The sequence below is a fragment of the Ruegeria sp. HKCCD3925 genome (assembly GCF_057221175.1).
Genome location: NZ_JBWVBI010000010.1, coordinates 153,368 through 168,676, shown reverse-complemented (window position 1 = coordinate 168,676; position 15,309 = coordinate 153,368). Strand labels below are relative to the sequence as shown.

The 15,309-nt window shown below is 58.0% G+C and carries 17 protein-coding genes; 7 read left to right on the top strand and 10 right to left on the bottom strand.

Annotated features, from left to right (window positions below; translation table 11 throughout):
- Positions 1-358: 358 nt before the first annotated feature.
- Complete coding sequence (locus tag AC2TEM_RS20660; RefSeq protein ID WP_170426212.1) at positions 359-1,546, bottom strand: Zn-dependent hydrolase; 1,188 nt, start codon at positions 1,544-1,546, stop codon at positions 359-361.
- A 128-nt stretch (positions 1,547-1,674) separates the two neighbouring features.
- On the opposite strand from AC2TEM_RS20660, the gene AC2TEM_RS20655 reads away from it, so the two are divergent.
- From AC2TEM_RS20655 to AC2TEM_RS20640, 4 genes are read left to right on the top strand one after another with little or no spacing between them, the layout of a single operon-like run.
- Positions 1,675-2,325, top strand: a complete 651-nt coding sequence (locus AC2TEM_RS20655) for a histidine phosphatase family protein (protein ID WP_170426210.1) — start codon at positions 1,675-1,677, stop codon at positions 2,323-2,325.
- Positions 2,326-2,335: 10 nt separating this feature from the next.
- The gene (locus AC2TEM_RS20650) at positions 2,336-2,950 is read left to right on the top strand and encodes a glutathione S-transferase family protein (RefSeq protein WP_170426208.1); all 615 of its coding nucleotides are present in this window, start codon (positions 2,336-2,338) and stop codon (positions 2,948-2,950) included.
- Positions 2,951-2,964: 14 nt separating this feature from the next.
- Positions 2,965-4,020 (top strand): saccharopine dehydrogenase, encoded by a 1,056-nt coding sequence (locus tag AC2TEM_RS20645; protein ID WP_170408473.1) that lies wholly within the window; start codon positions 2,965-2,967, stop codon positions 4,018-4,020.
- A 3-nt stretch (positions 4,021-4,023) separates the two neighbouring features.
- Positions 4,024-5,166, top strand: a complete 1,143-nt coding sequence (locus AC2TEM_RS20640) for a saccharopine dehydrogenase C-terminal domain-containing protein (protein ID WP_170426206.1) — start codon at positions 4,024-4,026, stop codon at positions 5,164-5,166.
- Positions 5,167-5,232: 66 nt separating this feature from the next.
- Here the strand turns inward: AC2TEM_RS20640 and AC2TEM_RS20635 are convergent, their stop codons facing one another.
- The 4 genes from AC2TEM_RS20635 to AC2TEM_RS20620 all read right to left on the bottom strand — a co-directional run bounded on the left by AC2TEM_RS20635 (position 5,233) and on the right by AC2TEM_RS20620 (position 7,033).
- Positions 5,233-5,433: a DUF1127 domain-containing protein gene (locus AC2TEM_RS20635; RefSeq protein ID WP_480563455.1), complete on the bottom strand. Its 201-nt coding sequence runs from the start codon at positions 5,431-5,433 to the stop codon at positions 5,233-5,235.
- 57 nt (positions 5,434-5,490) lie between these two features.
- Positions 5,491-5,727 (bottom strand): DUF1127 domain-containing protein, encoded by a 237-nt coding sequence (locus AC2TEM_RS20630; RefSeq protein WP_170394595.1) that lies wholly within the window; start codon positions 5,725-5,727, stop codon positions 5,491-5,493.
- 130 nt (positions 5,728-5,857) lie between these two features.
- Positions 5,858-6,175 carry a DUF3775 domain-containing protein gene (locus tag AC2TEM_RS20625; protein WP_170408475.1) on the bottom strand — a complete coding sequence of 106 codons (318 nt, stop codon included), beginning with the start codon at positions 6,173-6,175 and terminating at the stop codon, positions 5,858-5,860.
- Between the two features lie 87 nt (positions 6,176-6,262).
- Positions 6,263-7,033 carry a DUF1365 domain-containing protein gene (locus AC2TEM_RS20620; protein WP_170426204.1) on the bottom strand — a complete coding sequence of 257 codons (771 nt, stop codon included), beginning with the start codon at positions 7,031-7,033 and terminating at the stop codon, positions 6,263-6,265.
- 147 nt (positions 7,034-7,180) lie between these two features.
- Between AC2TEM_RS20620 and AC2TEM_RS20615 the strand changes: the two genes are divergently transcribed.
- The 3 genes from AC2TEM_RS20615 to AC2TEM_RS20605 all read left to right on the top strand — a co-directional run bounded on the left by AC2TEM_RS20615 (position 7,181) and on the right by AC2TEM_RS20605 (position 8,952).
- Positions 7,181-7,837, top strand: coding sequence for a sigma-70 family RNA polymerase sigma factor (locus tag AC2TEM_RS20615; protein WP_170408600.1), 657 nt, complete (start codon positions 7,181-7,183; stop codon positions 7,835-7,837).
- Positions 7,838-7,847: 10 nt separating this feature from the next.
- Positions 7,848-8,498, top strand: a complete 651-nt coding sequence (locus tag AC2TEM_RS20610) for a ChrR family anti-sigma-E factor (RefSeq protein ID WP_170426202.1) — start codon at positions 7,848-7,850, stop codon at positions 8,496-8,498.
- A 112-nt stretch (positions 8,499-8,610) separates the two neighbouring features.
- Positions 8,611-8,952, top strand: a complete 342-nt coding sequence (locus AC2TEM_RS20605) for a hypothetical protein (RefSeq protein WP_480856386.1) — start codon at positions 8,611-8,613, stop codon at positions 8,950-8,952.
- 3 nt (positions 8,953-8,955) lie between these two features.
- Here AC2TEM_RS20605 and AC2TEM_RS20600 read toward each other — a convergent pair whose 3' ends face one another.
- From AC2TEM_RS20600 to AC2TEM_RS20580, 5 genes are all read right to left on the bottom strand, one after another.
- Complete coding sequence (locus tag AC2TEM_RS20600; RefSeq protein WP_170426200.1) at positions 8,956-10,185, bottom strand: DNA recombination protein RmuC; 1,230 nt, start codon at positions 10,183-10,185, stop codon at positions 8,956-8,958.
- Between the two features lie 52 nt (positions 10,186-10,237).
- Complete coding sequence (mutL, locus tag AC2TEM_RS20595) at positions 10,238-12,088, bottom strand: DNA mismatch repair endonuclease MutL (RefSeq protein WP_170426198.1); 1,851 nt, start codon at positions 12,086-12,088, stop codon at positions 10,238-10,240.
- A 283-nt stretch (positions 12,089-12,371) separates the two neighbouring features.
- On the bottom strand, positions 12,372-13,301 hold the full coding sequence (locus AC2TEM_RS20590) for a metal ABC transporter permease (protein WP_170426196.1): 930 nt from the start codon (positions 13,299-13,301) through the stop codon (positions 12,372-12,374).
- On the bottom strand, positions 13,298-14,503 hold the full coding sequence (locus AC2TEM_RS20585) for a metal ABC transporter permease (protein ID WP_480856385.1): 1,206 nt from the start codon (positions 14,501-14,503) through the stop codon (positions 13,298-13,300). Before AC2TEM_RS20585 ends, AC2TEM_RS20590 begins: the two co-directional genes overlap by 4 nt.
- A 2-nt stretch (positions 14,504-14,505) precedes the next feature.
- Positions 14,506-15,309, bottom strand: coding sequence for a metal ABC transporter ATP-binding protein (locus AC2TEM_RS20580; protein ID WP_170426192.1), 804 nt, complete (start codon positions 15,307-15,309; stop codon positions 14,506-14,508).

Below are 15,309 nucleotides of genomic sequence, written 5' to 3'. Positions count from 1 at the left end.
CAACCAACTTACCTCCCAACTCAACATGCAAAGCGTGAAGAGGCGTGCGTTTTAAGGATGAAGTCATGGTGGCCACCTGCTTTGTATCAGTTACCCAGAAACGTTCCTGTCAGTCTGACCCAAGCTGCACAGATTGCAACGATTCAGCCCAGGATTTCAGCAGATCGCCTCGATCACGGCAGAACAGTATACGGGTGCATGCATCAATAATGTTCCTATAGGAAACTTTTTTCCGTTAGGCAACACTCCTTGTTCGGAGTCAGTAAAACTGTGCCGAGCACCCACCCATAGCTGGTAGACATCCCCGATAGTAACTTGGTTTAGCGTGGAAAATCGTGAAATGGTCTTCAACTTACCTTCATTCCTCAAGGGAATGGACTGCGCGATCAAGCACCCTGAGACCTGCAACCAAATCCTCTTCGGCTGTGTCTTCGGCAAAATCGTGGCTGATTCCGTCAATCGACGGGACAAAGAGCATCGCAACCGGCATCAGGCGCGAGACATTGGTGGCATCGTGGAGCGCTCCGGATGGCATATTGCGCCAACGCCCAGGCGCAATGGCCTGCGCGCCGCTTTCCAGCGCACCGCGCAAAACCGGGTCCATGCTGACGGGCTCTAACCCCAGCATCGGGCCGTAGGTTAGTGTTACGCCCTGCTCTTCGGCAATCTGCTGTGCGGTCGCGCGAATGATGTCTTCCATACGCACCAGACGCTCAGGATCGCCGTCGCGCCATTGCATCGAAAACCGCACCCGTCCCGGCACGATAGAGGACGCATTGGGGTGAACATCAACACGCCCGATGGTCCAGACGGTTTGCGGCGTGACCACATTACGGAACCGGTCATTGAGGCGCGTGTTGAACAGCGACAGGGCATGAAACGCGTCACGTCGCAAATGCATTGGCGTGGTTCCAGCATGGTTTTGCTGGCCTTGGAAGGTGATGACCATATCGCGGATGCCGACGATATCGGTAACAACGCCGATCTGTTCACCGGCTGCATCCAGTGCCGGGCCCTGTTCGATGTGCATTTCGATGAAGCCGCTGAACCGGACAGGATCAACAAAGCCTTGCGACTTCTTTGCCATTTCAGCCCGCGCGCTGCCAAAGGTGACGCCTGAGCCATCAATCAGCAAGTCCGCCTGTTCCAAAGATAATCCACCTGACCAGACCGCCGATCCGGTGGTGACGCCGAACCGCCCCTCTTCGTCCTGAAAACTGACGACCGAGATGGGTCGATCACTGGAACGCGCGATTTCCAGTGCCGCAATGACGCCCAGGGCTCCGTCCAGCCAACCGCCCTCGGGCTGGCTGTCGGAATGCGAGCCCATCAGCAGCGAGGGTCCATCAGCCAACCCGAACAGGTTTCCAACCGGGTCGACATGCGGAGTCAGGCCAGCCTCGGTCATGCACCCGGCGAGCCACTGCCGCGCGGCGATATCAGCTTTGGAATAGGCAGGGCGGACGACGCCCTTGCCGACGCCCGAAGCCCCGAATGAACGCAGCGTGTGTAGATCGGTCAGAAACCGTGTGTGATCGACAGCCATGGGTCCTCCTGTTCGCGTAACCATATCGGTAAACCAAGCCAGACATAGGAGTTTTTTCGGACACTGGCGAAACCCCTCTGGTCCCGGCCCCGAACCTGCCCTAAGACGTCAGGCCAAGAGGGATCGTCATGTCACATATAACACTGGTGCGCCACGGGCAGGCCAATACAACCGCGCGGGACGAGCAGAGCTATGACAAGCTCAGCGATTTGGGCCATCAGCAAGCACGCTGGCTGGGCGCGCATCTGCGCGACACGCGCACGCACTATCCCCGCGTTTACTGTGGTACGTTGAACAGGCATGTGGAGACCGCAACCAGCATGGGGCTACCCGAGCCAATCCAAGACGCGCGCCTAAATGAAATAGAGTATTTCACACTCGCCCAGTTGTTCGAGCAGCAGCATGGGGTCAAAGTTCCAACCGACCGCGAAGGTTTTGTCGAACATCTGCCCCGCACCTTCGCCGCATGGTCCCGGGGCGAGATCGAGGACACCCCGGAAAGTTTCGAAGAGTTTGAAGCGCGCGTCTCTGGCGCTCTGCATGATATTGGCACCGAAGGTGGCCCTGCGATCATCGTAACGTCGGGCGGGCTGATTTCGATGGTTGTGCGGCAGGCGATGGGCTTGGATATTCCATCGATGGCACGGGTCGCGCTTGCCATCATGAATACGTCGATGCATCGTCTGCATCCGATTGGTGCGCAACTAAGCCCGGTTCTGTTCAACGCGGTGCCTCATCTGGAAGCGCCAGACCGACAATACGCGCAGACCCATCTGTAAGGAGGCTACAATGCAACTTTATTATGCCCCCCGCACAATCTCGGTCGCCGTGGCAATTGCGCTGGAAGAGGCCGGGCTTGAGTATGAGGCCATCCAACTGGACTTTGCCGGAGGTGAGCAAACCAAACCCGCCTATAAGCAGATCAATCCAAAAGGTCGGGTCCCGGCACTGGTTGTGGATGGCGGCATTCTGACCGAAACCGGAGCGTTGTTGGAATACATTGCCGCTAAAGCGCCCGAGGCGGGATTGGTGCCATCAGATTCGGTTATGGCGGCGCGGATGCGAGAGGTGATGTTTTATCTCGCCTCGACCATGCATGTGAACCATGCCCACAAGATGCGCGGGCCCCGTTGGGCAGACAAGAAATCCAGCTGGAAAGACATGAAGGACAAAGTCGCGCAAAACATGACTGAGTCCTGCGCATATATCTCGTCGAACGGGTTGCGTGGGCCGTTTGTTTTGGGCGAGGCGTTCTCGCTGGCCGACGCGTACCTGTACGTGGTTTGCAGCTGGCTGGAGGGCGACGGTGTTGACGTCTCGGCCTTTCCAAAGATCATCGCCTTCCGCGAAGCGATGGAGGCGCGTCCCTCGGTACAGGCGGTACGCGCTGCCGGTATGCTCTGACAAAAGGAATTGGAATGACACATCTCTGGGTCCGGGCAGAACAGCGCCCGAACGAGGAACGGGTCGGGCTGACCCCCGAAGGCACTGCCGCGTTGATCGCGGCAGGCATCCGCGTGACGGTCGAGGAAAGTTCCGTCCGCGCCATCGCAATTGATGGCTACAAGGACGCGGGCTGTGAAATCGCGGCTGAGAATTCCTGGCCCAATGCCCCGCTGGACGCGATCATCTTTGGCCTCAAGGAGCTGCCCGAGGACGGCACGCCCCTGCCCCACCGCCATATCATGTTCGGCCATGCCTATAAGGGACAACATGCAGGACGCGCGCTTTTGCAGCGGTTCAAGGCTGGCGGCGGCACACTTTATGATCTGGAGTATCTGGTCGAGGAAAACGGCCGCCGGGTTGCCGCTTTCGGCTATTGGGCTGGGTACGCGGGGGCTGCCGTGACGCTCAAGACATGGGCGGCCCAGCAACGAAATGAAGAATGCCCGCCGGTTGGTGTTTATAAGAACAAAGACACGTTGAACGCCGAATTGCTGGCCGAGCTGGACTCCACCGGCGCCGACCGTCCCCGCGCCATCGTCATCGGTGCGTTGGGCCGTGTTGGCACAGGCGCGGCTGATCTCTGCGAGGCAATGGGCGTCAGCGTTACCAAGTGGGACATGGCCGAAACCGCCCGCGGCGGACCATTCCCAGAAATCCTCGATCACGACCTGTTCTTGAACTGTATCTTCGCTCGTCCCGGCACACCGGTCTTTGTCCCACGGTCAGCGCTGACCACCTCGCGGAACCTTACAGCTATCGGCGATGTGGCCTGCGACCCGGATAGCGATTACAACCCAGTGCCGGTCTATGACCGCGCGACCACATGGGATGCCCCCGCCTTGCGCGTGGCCACCGATCCGGTGATGGATGTTATGGCGATCGACAACCTGCCGTCGATGCTGCCTGTCGAAAGTTCCGAGGACTACGCGGCGCAATTACTTCCGTCGTTGTTGACCCTCACCGATCTGGATAGCGGCGTCTGGGGCCGGGCAGAAGCAACTTACAAAACTCATATTGAAGGGATCTGAGCGATGACGATTCACTGGTGCGGCACCGGCCTGTCGGCCATCCCCGGCCTGCGCCGTCTTATTGAAGGCGGGCACAAAGTCACTGTCTGGAACCGGACCATTGAGAAGGCCAAGACAGAGGTCGGTGACCTCACCGACGACATCCGCGCCTTCGACATCGACGCATTGGGTGCGGTGCTGGAAAAAGGTGATGCCATCGTATCGATGCTGCCTGGTGACTGGCATGTACCTTTGGCAGAATTGGCAATCTCGAAAGAAGCCAACTTTGTCTCTTCCTCATATATCGCACCTGAGATGCGCGCGCTGGACGGCAAGGCCCGCGAGGCCGGGGTTGCACTGGTTAACGAAGTTGGGTTGGACCCGGGCATCGACCATCTGATGGCGCATGCGCTGGTTGCCGATTACCGCGCCTCGGACGCGTTTGATCCCCAAAACCACCTGAGCTTTATCTCTTATTGCGGAGGCGTTCCCAAGAATCCCAACCCGTTCCGCTACAAATTCAGCTGGTCACCTCTGGGTGTGCTCAAAGCGCTGCGCTCTCCTTCCAAGTCAATCCGGGACTACGCGCCGCTGGATGTCGCCCGACCTTGGGACGCGATCACCAGCTACATCGCACCGCTGCCCACTCCGGAAAGCTTCGAAGTCTACCCGAACCGCGACTCGATCCCCTTCAAGGCCGAGTACCAGTTCGAGGATCACTGGCCGGTCAAGCAATTTGTCCGTGGCACCCTGCGCCTGAACGGCTGGGCTGAGGCGTGGTCGGATGTGTTCACCGAAATCGAAACGCTGTCCGGCCCCGAAGGCGATGCGCGCTTGAAAGAGATGTCGGATCAGTTCTGGGCCGAGAACGCCTATGACGAGGGCGAGCCTGACCGCGTGGTTTTATGTGTGGGCCTGAAGGCGGAAAAGGACGGCGTTGAAGTTTGGCACAAAACCTATGTCATGGATGCCTGGGGCGACGCGCGCGGGACGGCGATGGCGCGGCTGGTTTCGATCCCGGTTTCACTGGCCGTCGAGGCCGTGCTGAACCGCGCTATTCCCGCAGGAGTTCACGCTGCACCCAGCGACCCGAAGCTGGTGCAGGACTGGATGCGCGAGATCGACACGCTGGCACAGCACCTGCAGATCGTGGACCACACGGCCTAAATCACAAACAGCCGCTCCGGTACCTTCGGAGCGGCTGCGTTCTTAATGCGGCTTAACCCGCTATCGTCAGATGTATTGCGCAATCACCGCTTCAACATCACAGCGATTGATGCCCAGTTCTGACAGATCGGAATCAGAAAGCCGGTTCAGTTCCTGGGCGGCACAAACGATATCCGCCCTGATCGCGTGTATTCTCATCGCCCGGTCAAACAGCATCAATGCGCTTTTTGAAGGGGGTTGTTTCGGGATTGGGTTGGCATCCAGCATACTTGTTACCTCAGCAAAATTTAAAATGGACCGATTTCCGTTCAGCGCCGGAAAGGCTTAAACGCCGTTCAGATAGGGTATGTTCTGATAGACGTTCCGATATACGCGCCGCCTGATCTCACCACGCGGAATGCCGATATCAAAAAGCTGACGATCGCTGAGTTCTTCAAGCGCCCGGATCGTGTTCTTGTAGACCTTGCGGCGCTGCCATCCTGACTTTGGCACTGTTTGGTTCACAAGTTGGCCAAAAAGCAGATCCCGATGATCTGCTCCGGTTGCATTGACATGTGCCATGACGGTTCCTCCTAGATTCATCGCTGTGTTTGATGAACCTGATCAAAGAACTCGACATTAACCCCGACGGAAGGCCGCATTAATTTTGCTTCATACGCTAGGATAAGCTGACCCGTCGCCAGATCACCGACTACATCAGATCGTTTTCAACGTCCTCGGCTGAAATTCCCAGCGCATCCAAACCGTTTTCCAGATGGTCCGACAAATGCGGTGTTCCGATCAGATAATCCGCGCAAGGCGTCGAGGCTTCGGACTTAGCCGTCGCAATCGCTTCGGCCAAATCCTCGGCAAAAAAGCTTTCTCGACCGATCCACATGACGGCTACCAGCTCTGCTTGCTCATCCTCACCCATACGGTCGATGAATGCGCGCAATTCGCCCTCGGCCCGGTCCAGTTCACGCCCCATCATGGCGACCTGGGCGATCTTTCTTGCCGAGATTTCCAACATCTGTCTCAACTCCTCGTGTTCGCGGTCCAGGCATTTCTGCACGATCCCGCAGGTGACCGTCTTTGATCTTGCGCAAAGCGGAGGGCTTTAGTGCCGCGACCGGGATACAGGCTGATCGGGAACCGGCGCGGTACGAAACGGGCTGAACCGCGCCCGTTTGATCCACAGCTTCACCGCCTGCCAGTGGATCAGAAACACCGCCCGACGCGCGCCGAACGGACGCCGCCAGAGAGACTGAAAAATGATCCGGTTGCTGTACGGCTGGCGCGGACCGGTCAGCGTGGCAATCAAACCGCCTCGGGCACGCCCATAATCGATCCAGACACCAACACGTTCGTCCTGATAGTCAAAGCGGAAGGTATAGGTGCCCTCGATCTTCTGAAACGGAGAGACATGCATCAGCTTGTCCGCAAGTATCCGATCGGTAGGTGCAATCGATGAAAGATCGGGTTTGTGGCACAAGTAGCTATGGCGTGTGCCATAAGTGTTGGTCACCTCGGCCACCACAGCATAAAGCTGGTTATCTTTATCAAAACAGAACCAGAAACTGACCGGATTGAACACATGCCCCAACACACGGGGTTGTGTCAGCAAGGTCATCCTGTCCGGTTGTGGAATATCTTGCGCCTCAAAGCATTCACGCAGCCAGATCGCCCCGCGACCCTGACCAGGTTCACCCCCATGATCGCAATCTTGCCAGCTTGTCAGGTTCGCGCCATTGATCGAAAACAGGGATGGGGTCTTGGGGTGGGCCTCGGGGTCTAGCAAGATGTAATCGACGGAATAGCGAAACGCATTCTCGACCGCACCTTTGCGCCCGTGAAAGGTATGGCCCGCGATATAGTCAATTCTGTTCATAAAACAGATTTCCCGTCCTGCCCGCAAATCATTCAATTGACATGCATTTCCGCATATCTGGTATCTCACAATACGATATTCAGCCGGTTTTGGATGAAATTTATCCAACCGACTGATCCACCTTGGGTGTCCCCACGTATTGTGGTTATGTTTACCGAGACTGACACCGCGACATTGGACGAACCGGCGGCAGAAGCTGCTGGAAGAATTGTTTGGCGCGGACCTAAGCGTTTTAAGGGCAACTCGGTGAACGGACAGAATAATACTTGCGGCGCCAGAAAGGATTGGGTGGAACACGTCCGTCGAATCCGAGACGCTCAGGATCAGGCGGCCTTCGCCGAACTGTTTCAGCATTTCGCGCCTCGTATCAAGGCGTTCCTGATCAAGTCCGGTTCGGATGCCGCCCTGGCTGAAGAATGCGCGCAGGAAGTCATGGCGACCTTGTGGCACAAAGCGCATCTGTTTGACCCGACAAGGGCAACGGTTGCGACCTGGGTGTTCACGATCGCAAGGAACAAGCGCATTGACGTATTGCGCAAGCAACGCCGCCCCGAACCCGAAGACCTCGGGTGGGGGCCGGAGGCGGAGCCGGAACAGGAAGACGTTCTAGCGCTGCAACAGGAAACCGCGCAGCTGCGTGATGCCATGGCGGCATTACCTGAGGCGCAAAGACAGCTGATCGAGAAGGCCTACTTCGGAGATCTGAGCCATCGAGAAATCGCATCTCAGACCGGGTTGCCCTTGGGAACGATCAAATCACGGATACGGCTGGCGCTGGACCGCTTGCGCCACGCGATGAACTGAGATGACGAGCATGAAAAACGAGATTAAACATCACCTGACAGACGACCTGCTGATGGCCTATGCCGCAGGCAATCTGCCCGAAGCGTTCGACCTGATGGTCGCAACGCATCTGTCTCTGTGCGACCACTGCCGCGCCCGCGCTGAAAGCTTTGACGCAGTTGGCGGATGCGTTTTGCAGGAACAAGATGCGTCAGCAAGCATGAGTGACGGTTCACTGGCGGCAACAATGGCATTGATTGCTCAGGGCGCACCAAAGGTGAAACCCGCGCACCCGTCTTGTGCAGTTCTTCCGACACCGCTGCAGGACTATGTCGGTGGCGACGTGAACGCGATCAAATGGAAGCCCGTCGGCATGGGTGTCAAACAGGCAATCCTGCCCACGACCAGCGAAGCCACCGCCCGGTTGTTGTTTATCCCCGCCGGGGCAGCAGTGCCGGATCACAGCCATAATGGCATAGAACTGACGATGGTCCTGCAGGGTGCATTCTCTGACGAGATCGACCGCTTCGACCGCGGCGATGTCGAAATCGCTGACCAGTCTATCCATCATACCCCTACGGCAGATATCTCTGAAGACTGCATTTGCCTGGCCGTCACTGATGCTCCACTGAAGTTCAGCAAGCTGATGCCGCGCCTGTTCCAGCCATTCCTTCGAATCTGATCCGTCGTGGTAGGGTTGTTTATCGACGCTAACTAAATCGGGGTTTTAAATGTTCTTAAGGATGGCAGTCACAGCGCTTTTGCTGACTTTTGGAGCCAGCGTTTCTGCACAGATGTCCGCAGACGTTAAATTCCAACCGGGCAATTTCGGCACGATGGTGAACGGCACTGTCACCGGCGACGAATATTTCGACTATAAACTGGGCGCCAAAGCGGGACAGGAGATGTTCGCCGACCTTAAGGTCAGTGACACCAATGGCAACGGCGTGATCTATTTCAACATCTTGCCGCCGGATAGCGACGGCGTCGCAGTTTACAACGGCTCAATCGATGGAAATACCGCCCGGATCGAGCTTCCCGATGATGGCGACTACACCATACGTGTTTATCTGATGGGTAACGATCGCGACACAGGCAAGACGGTTGGTTACAATTTGGACCTGTCGATCCAATAACGCTTACCCTTCGGTTTTGCCCAGCGGCACGACGTTTGTTTGGTCATCCGGCGCAAGCTCTTCGAAATCGAAATTGTCCAACCGTTGCGCCCGGCGACCCGCCTTTTCCGCGCTGATCTTGATTTCCGAGATATCCTTTGCAGCCTGCCCGAAATGACGGTCGAGGTTCGACACCCGGTCGCCTAAACGTTCCACATCCTTATGCAGCAGCCCCAATTCCTTGCGGATCGCACCGGCCTGTTCGCGCATACGCGCATCTTTAAGGATCGCCCGCATGGTGTTCAGCGTCGCCATGCAAGTTGTGGGTGAAACGATCCAAACGCGTTTCGAGAAACTCTCTTGCACCAATTCAGGGAACTTGGCGTGCAGCTCGGCATAGACTGCCTCAGAGGGTAGAAACATCAGCGCACCATCTGCAGTTTCACCGTCCAGAATGTACTTCTCGGCAATATCGTTGATGTGCTTGCGCACGGTACTGCGGAACATCTGTACCGCTGCTTTCAGCTCCATGTCGTTGGTCGATCCGATCAGCGCCTCATAGGCTTCCAGCGGGAACTTACTGTCGATCACGATCGGTCCGGGAGGGTTCGGCAGGTTGATCAGGCAATCAGCGCGCCGTCCGTTCGATAACGTGGCCTGCAGCTGAAAACTATCTGATGGCAGCGCCTTTGAAACGATATCGTTCAGCTGGATTTCCCCGAATGCCCCGCGCGTCTGCTTGTTCGACAGGATATCTTGCAGCGACAGCACGTCGCCTGAAAGCTTGGTGATATTGTCCTGCGCCTTGTCGATGGCTGCCAGACGTTCCTGCAATTGCGTCAGCGAGGTCGCCGTCTGTTTCGACGAACCATGCAGCGATTCCTTCATCCGCTCCTGCATCTCAGCCAGAGCGCGCGCCGATTTCATCGCGTTATCGGCCAGCCGGTCATTCATCTGCTGTTGCACCGATGACAGGCGGGATTCAACGGTCTGGATCACCTGCACCTGCGCGTTGGCTTGCGTGTCCGAGACATGCTGTAGGCCACCCCGCAGTTGTTCCTGCCCCTGGCCCAGTTGCTGCACATGCTGCCCAAGGTGCGCCATCTGCCGGGCCAGCGGCTCCGCCATCCGAGCTGAACGCTGTGACGCTCGAAGTGACAGAAACAGAAGCAGCAGAATCAACACCACCACCCCGCCTGCAATCAGGATGATAGGGTCATTCAATGCATATTGGGTGCCAGCAATCTCGATCATATCGCCTCAGATGTTCTTGTTTTATTCTTCATAGCCCGAGCGGGCCAGCGGATCAACTGCGGCCGAACAGGCGTTCGATATCGCTCAGCTTCAGTTCCACATAAGTTGGCCGCCCGTGGTTGCACTGCCCGGAATGGGGCGTCGCCTCCATCTCACGCAGCAGGGCATTCATCTCTTCGGCCCGCATCCGACGGCCAGACCGAACCGAGCCATGGCAGGCCACGCGGCTCAGGATCGCCTCGATCCGCGCTTGCACCATCTGGCTTTCGCCCTGATCGGAGAGCTCATCAAGGATATCGAGGATCATCGCGCGGGCATCGACCTCGCCAAGAATGGCCGGAGTTTCGCGCACGGCGATTGCTCCGCCACCAAAGGATTCGATGGTCAATCCAAAGCGCGACAGGTCCTCTGCAACGGCCATCAGACGTGCGCAGTCACCGTCTGTCAGTTCGACGATTTCGGGGATCAACAACGCTTGTGCGGCAACGCCATTTTCGGCCATCTGAGCCTTGAGCTTTTCGTACACCAGCCGTTCATGTGCGGCGTGTTGATCCACGATCACCATGCCGTCTGCCGTTTGGGCGATGATGTAATTCTCGTGCACCTGCCCGCGCGCCGCCCCCAAGGGCAGGTCTTGCGGCTCATCCTCCGGTGCAGTTTCGGGCACCGGTTCCACGATGCGTCCACTATAGTCCTGAGACAGTTCCGCAAAACCCGGAGATTGCGCCCGATAGGCCGCCTGACGCGCCGCGGGTGACGGGCGATCCATTTGATACACCCGCGCCGGGGTTGCGGGTGCGGGCTCGGGCCGCATCGCACCCAAGGTTGCGTTGGCCACGGTCGAAGATGCCCGGTGCCCGGCCTCGGCCAACGCGTGACGCAGGCTGGACACGATCAAGCCACGCGCGAGGCCGGGGTCGCGGAACCGAACCTCGGATTTTGCCGGATGTACATTCACATCCACCAGCGTTGGATCGCAATCTATGAACAGCGCCGCCGCCGGATGCCGGTCGCGGCTGAGGAAATCGAAATAGGCCGCTCGCAGCGCACCGGTCAGCATCTTGTCCCGTACGGGTCGCCCATTGACGAACAGATACTGCGCCACTGCAGCCCCGCGCGAATAGGTCGGCAGCGCGGCATAGCCATAAAGCCTGAGCCCTTCGCGTGTGGCATCGATCTGCAAAGCGTTCTCGGCGAACTCACGGCCAAGAACGCGCGCCAATCGGGCATGCAGCGCATCAAACAGATCGCCATTCTCGCGGTCGGCACGAAAGGTCACGCGGCCCTCTCCCCCACCCGAGACATCGCGCAGGGTGAACGCGACCGAAGGCTCGGCCATCGCCAAACGTTTCACAATGTCTGAAATCGCCTGCGCCTCGGCCCGGTCCGTGCGCATGAACTTCAGCCGTGCCGGGGTGGCGTAAAACAGGTCTCGCAACTCAACCACAGTCCCAGCGCGCAAGGCTGCTGGCTTCACTGCATCCATTTTGCCACCGGACACCTGGATCGAGGCCGCATCAGCACCCGAGACACGGCTGGTGATGGTCAAACGCCCGACCGCCCCCAGCGAGGGCAGTGCTTCACCGCGAAATCCAAATGTGTGGATATTCAACAGATCTGACCCGTCGATCTTCGATGTCGCATGGCGCGACAGCGCCAGAGGCAAATCCCCCGCTGCGATCCCACACCCATCATCGGTGACACGAATCAGGGTCTTGCCGCCATCCGCGACCTCAATAGCGATGCGTGTGGCCCCGGCATCGATGGCGTTTTCGACCAGTTCCTTGACGGCAGAAGCAGGCCGTTCCACGACTTCACCCGCTGCAATCCGGTTGATCGCTGCGTCATCAAGCTGCCGGATGACCGGTTGATTGTCGCTGATATTGGGGTTCGCATACACCATACCGCTAGACCTAGCATAGGCGCACGCGATTCGACCACTGGTTTGAATTGTGAAGAGCGGGCTTTAAACGAGGTATCCGGCCAGTTTGACCGCGCCGTTAAGGGGGTAGCGACTAAGGTCAGAACTGGCCGGATATACCAGAGTGAGTGGTGGTCTTGTGGTTTCCAATTGAAAGTTTGGTATCACCGAAAATGGAATAAATCTTGTTAAGAATTCGTGATTGTTTCCACTTGGCGAAGTTCAGCCGAAACTGCGTGATGGGCGTTGGCGTGAATACGCCAAGTCAAGCCTGACTGGGCGCTCCGCTGCGGGTTCGGCATGGGCCAAAAGCAGCGGTCAGCGCCAGAATCAGGCCTGATATCGTGGCGATCATTCCTGCGGCGCTGACAGCATCCGCAGCCCCCAACCACAATGGGCCATAGCCTGCCAAAACATAACCGGACACGGCGGAAAGGGTTGCGAACAGGACACTCCAGACGATCTGGACTTCCAACCGGTTGGTCATCATCCGTGCCGCAGCTGGCGGGCAGATGAACATTGCAATCACGATGATCGACCCCACTGCATCAAATGCCGCGACAGCAGCAATCGCAGCTATGATCACCAGCGCCATCCCTAACGCACCAGTGCGGATACCAATTGTGCGCGCAAAGCCTTCATCGAAGGTTGATATCTTGAGCGGTCGCCAGAACAACCACGTGAACAGCAAGACCCCCGTCAGTGTCAGCGCAATGCGCGGCAATTCAGGTGGCAACCCTGCCAATGCCTGTAAATCCAGCAGCGACGACCAGTCCGTTGCATCCAGCCAGATCAAGCTTTCCAGATTGCCGTAAAGCGCATGTTCAACGTCCAAATGGACGGTCGAAGTGTCAGTCTGCTCAAGCAGTAGGACACCACCGGCGAACATGGTCGTGAATACGACACCCATCGCTGCCCCCGGCTCGATCTGACCCAATCGCCGGATCGCTTCGATCATAACCACGGCGACCACAGCAGCCCCTGCTGCGCCAAGCATCATCGGCCATGTTGAAATTGCGCCTGTCAGCAGAAACGCGACGACAATACCGGGCAACACCACATGGCTGATCGCGTCGCCAATCAGCGCCTGTTTGCGCAGCACCAGAAAGTTGCCGGGCAGAGCGCATGCGATGGCCGCGAATGTCCCAATCAACAAAGGCGTCAGCGACAGGGGTACGAACTCTTCTCCGCTCATGGCGTGACCTCCTGCGGGCCGCCGACACGACGATCAATCTCGGCGATCTGATCGCGAGTCAGCACGGTCTCGATATCGCGCAGCCCATCGTACAGCGCCGCAGTGGCCTCATGCGCCTGATCCGCGCGGACGATCTCCCACCGCTTTTCGTCTCGTAGGGCCTTGGCCGCACGCGCCCTCCCTTCCTCTGTTGCAACTCCATCGGCGCGCACAAGGCCGGTGCGGCGTAACAGGCGAATGGTTAGGGGTTCATAGATTTGCTGCCCCTGCGCCAGTGCCAGCAGTCCCTGCCGAATGTGCACTCGACGCTGGAACCGAAGGTGGCTGAGAATAGCTGCCAACACGCCCCGAACCGGCGCGAACAGGAGCGACAGGGCAAAGAACCCAAAACTGACCAGAACGATGATCGGTCCGGTCGGCAGGTTCGGAGCCGAGGCCGAAATACCTGCCCCCAGATACCCTGCAAGACCTCCGGCCAAACCGGCCAGAACGACCACGCGGTCGGATCGCTCCGTCCAGAACCGCGCTGTCACAGGTGGGATGATCAGCAGAGCAACAATCAGGATCAGACCAACGATCTTTAGCCCGACCACGGTCACCGCCATCACGAGCCCCATCATCGCCAGATCAATCCGATGCACGGGCAACCCGCGCGCGGCGGCATATTCAGGATCGAAGGCGACCATCGTCATCGGGCGGCGGATGATCATCACCAGCACCAAAGTTGCAGCGCCCCCGATCGCGATGACCAGAGCATCCGCCCACAGCATCCCCGCAGTAGAACCCAGCAAGAATCCTTCCAATCCTGCCTGGCGTCCAACCCCCATGGTTTGAATAACGGTCAGCAGTACGACACCAAAACCGAAGAACACCGATAACACTGCGCCGATCGCTGCATCTTCTGCCAAACGTGTGCGACTGGTCAGCCAGTTCATACAGAGCAAACCAACCCATGCGGATATTGCCGAACCTGCAAGCAGTCCGATCAAGTTACGCCCATCACCACCGAAAGCCACCAGCACCATGAAGGCAAGGCAAACGCCCGGTAGGGTCGCGTGGCTGATGGCATCGCTAACCAGCGCGCGTTTACGCAGGAATAAGAACGTGCCCGTCACACCTGCCGAAACGCCCAGTAACGTCGCACCAATGGCAACCAGCGTGGCGTTATAGCCAAGCTGTAAGGTCAAAGCCTCCCAAAGCATGCTTACCCCAGCGCGCGCGAAATCTGATCGATCTGGGCCGTTGCAAGACGTCCGCCATAAGCGGCTTGCAGCGTTTCAGCGGTAAAGGCCTGCTCCACCGGTCCCTCGGCCACTTTGCGGGTGTTGATCAGGAACACATGATCGAAATAGTCGGTGACCGTGGCCAGATCGTGATGCACTACAACAACGGTCTTGCCAGCCTCTTTCAACGATTTCAGCACGGCGATGATCGCCTTTTCAGTCGCGGCGTCCACGCCTGCAAAAGGTTCGTCCAACAAATACATGTCGGCATCCTGTGCCAATGCGCGCGCAAGAAAGACCCTCTGTTGCTGACCACCAGAAAGCTGCCCGATCTGACGGTCGGCAAATTCCCGCATACCGACACGGTGCAGACAGTCCATGGCACGGGCGGTATGGCGGGCACGAACCCGACCCAGCAGGCCCAATTGACGCGACAAGCCCATCAGCACCACATCAATCACGCGCGTCGGGAAATCCCAGTCCACGCTGGCGCGTTGCGGTACATAGGCGATGCGCGCACGCTGATCTTCAAGCGGTTGACCAAAAACGGTCACCTGACCCGACAGAGGCGACACAATCCCCAACGCGGCCTTAAGCAAGGTTGATTTGCCAGCCCCGTTCGGCCCGATGATCGCCGTCATCGCGCCGGGCTGTACCGTCATATCCACCGAGAAGACTGCGGGTTTCTGACCGTACGAGACGGTCAAACCCCGTATGGCGAGAGGACAGAGATCAATGTCCTGCCCTTCGATAGAAACCCCTTGAACTGTGGCGAGTTCAATCAT

Excerpts from the sequence above, each read along its gene's own strand:
- AC2TEM_RS20660 (WP_170426212.1), bottom strand. The coding sequence starts at position 1,546 with ATGGCTGTCGATCACACACGGTTTCTGACCGATCTACACACGCTGCGT.
- AC2TEM_RS20655 (WP_170426210.1), top strand. The coding sequence starts at position 1,675 with ATGTCACATATAACACTGGTGCGCCACGGGCAGGCCAATACAACCGCG.
- AC2TEM_RS20650 (WP_170426208.1), top strand. The coding sequence starts at position 2,336 with ATGCAACTTTATTATGCCCCCCGCACAATCTCGGTCGCCGTGGCAATT.
- AC2TEM_RS20645 (WP_170408473.1), top strand. The coding sequence starts at position 2,965 with ATGACACATCTCTGGGTCCGGGCAGAACAGCGCCCGAACGAGGAACGG.
- AC2TEM_RS20640 (WP_170426206.1), top strand. The coding sequence starts at position 4,024 with ATGACGATTCACTGGTGCGGCACCGGCCTGTCGGCCATCCCCGGCCTG.
- AC2TEM_RS20635 (WP_480563455.1), bottom strand. The coding sequence starts at position 5,433 with ATGCTGGATGCCAACCCAATCCCGAAACAACCCCCTTCAAAAAGCGCA.
- AC2TEM_RS20630 (WP_170394595.1), bottom strand. The coding sequence starts at position 5,727 with ATGGCACATGTCAATGCAACCGGAGCAGATCATCGGGATCTGCTTTTT.
- AC2TEM_RS20625 (WP_170408475.1), bottom strand. The coding sequence starts at position 6,175 with ATGTTGGAAATCTCGGCAAGAAAGATCGCCCAGGTCGCCATGATGGGG.
- AC2TEM_RS20620 (WP_170426204.1), bottom strand. The coding sequence starts at position 7,033 with ATGAACAGAATTGACTATATCGCGGGCCATACCTTTCACGGGCGCAAA.
- AC2TEM_RS20615 (WP_170408600.1), top strand. The coding sequence starts at position 7,181 with ATGTTTACCGAGACTGACACCGCGACATTGGACGAACCGGCGGCAGAA.
- AC2TEM_RS20610 (WP_170426202.1), top strand. The coding sequence starts at position 7,848 with ATGAAAAACGAGATTAAACATCACCTGACAGACGACCTGCTGATGGCC.
- AC2TEM_RS20605 (WP_480856386.1), top strand. The coding sequence starts at position 8,611 with ATGTCCGCAGACGTTAAATTCCAACCGGGCAATTTCGGCACGATGGTG.
- AC2TEM_RS20600 (WP_170426200.1), bottom strand. The coding sequence starts at position 10,185 with ATGATCGAGATTGCTGGCACCCAATATGCATTGAATGACCCTATCATC.
- mutL (WP_170426198.1), bottom strand. The coding sequence starts at position 12,088 with ATGGTGTATGCGAACCCCAATATCAGCGACAATCAACCGGTCATCCGG.
- AC2TEM_RS20590 (WP_170426196.1), bottom strand. The coding sequence starts at position 13,301 with ATGAGCGGAGAAGAGTTCGTACCCCTGTCGCTGACGCCTTTGTTGATT.
- AC2TEM_RS20585 (WP_480856385.1), bottom strand. The coding sequence starts at position 14,503 with ATGCTTTGGGAGGCTTTGACCTTACAGCTTGGCTATAACGCCACGCTG.
- AC2TEM_RS20580 (WP_170426192.1), bottom strand. The coding sequence starts at position 15,309 with ATGATTGAACTCGCCACAGTTCAAGGGGTTTCTATCGAAGGGCAGGAC.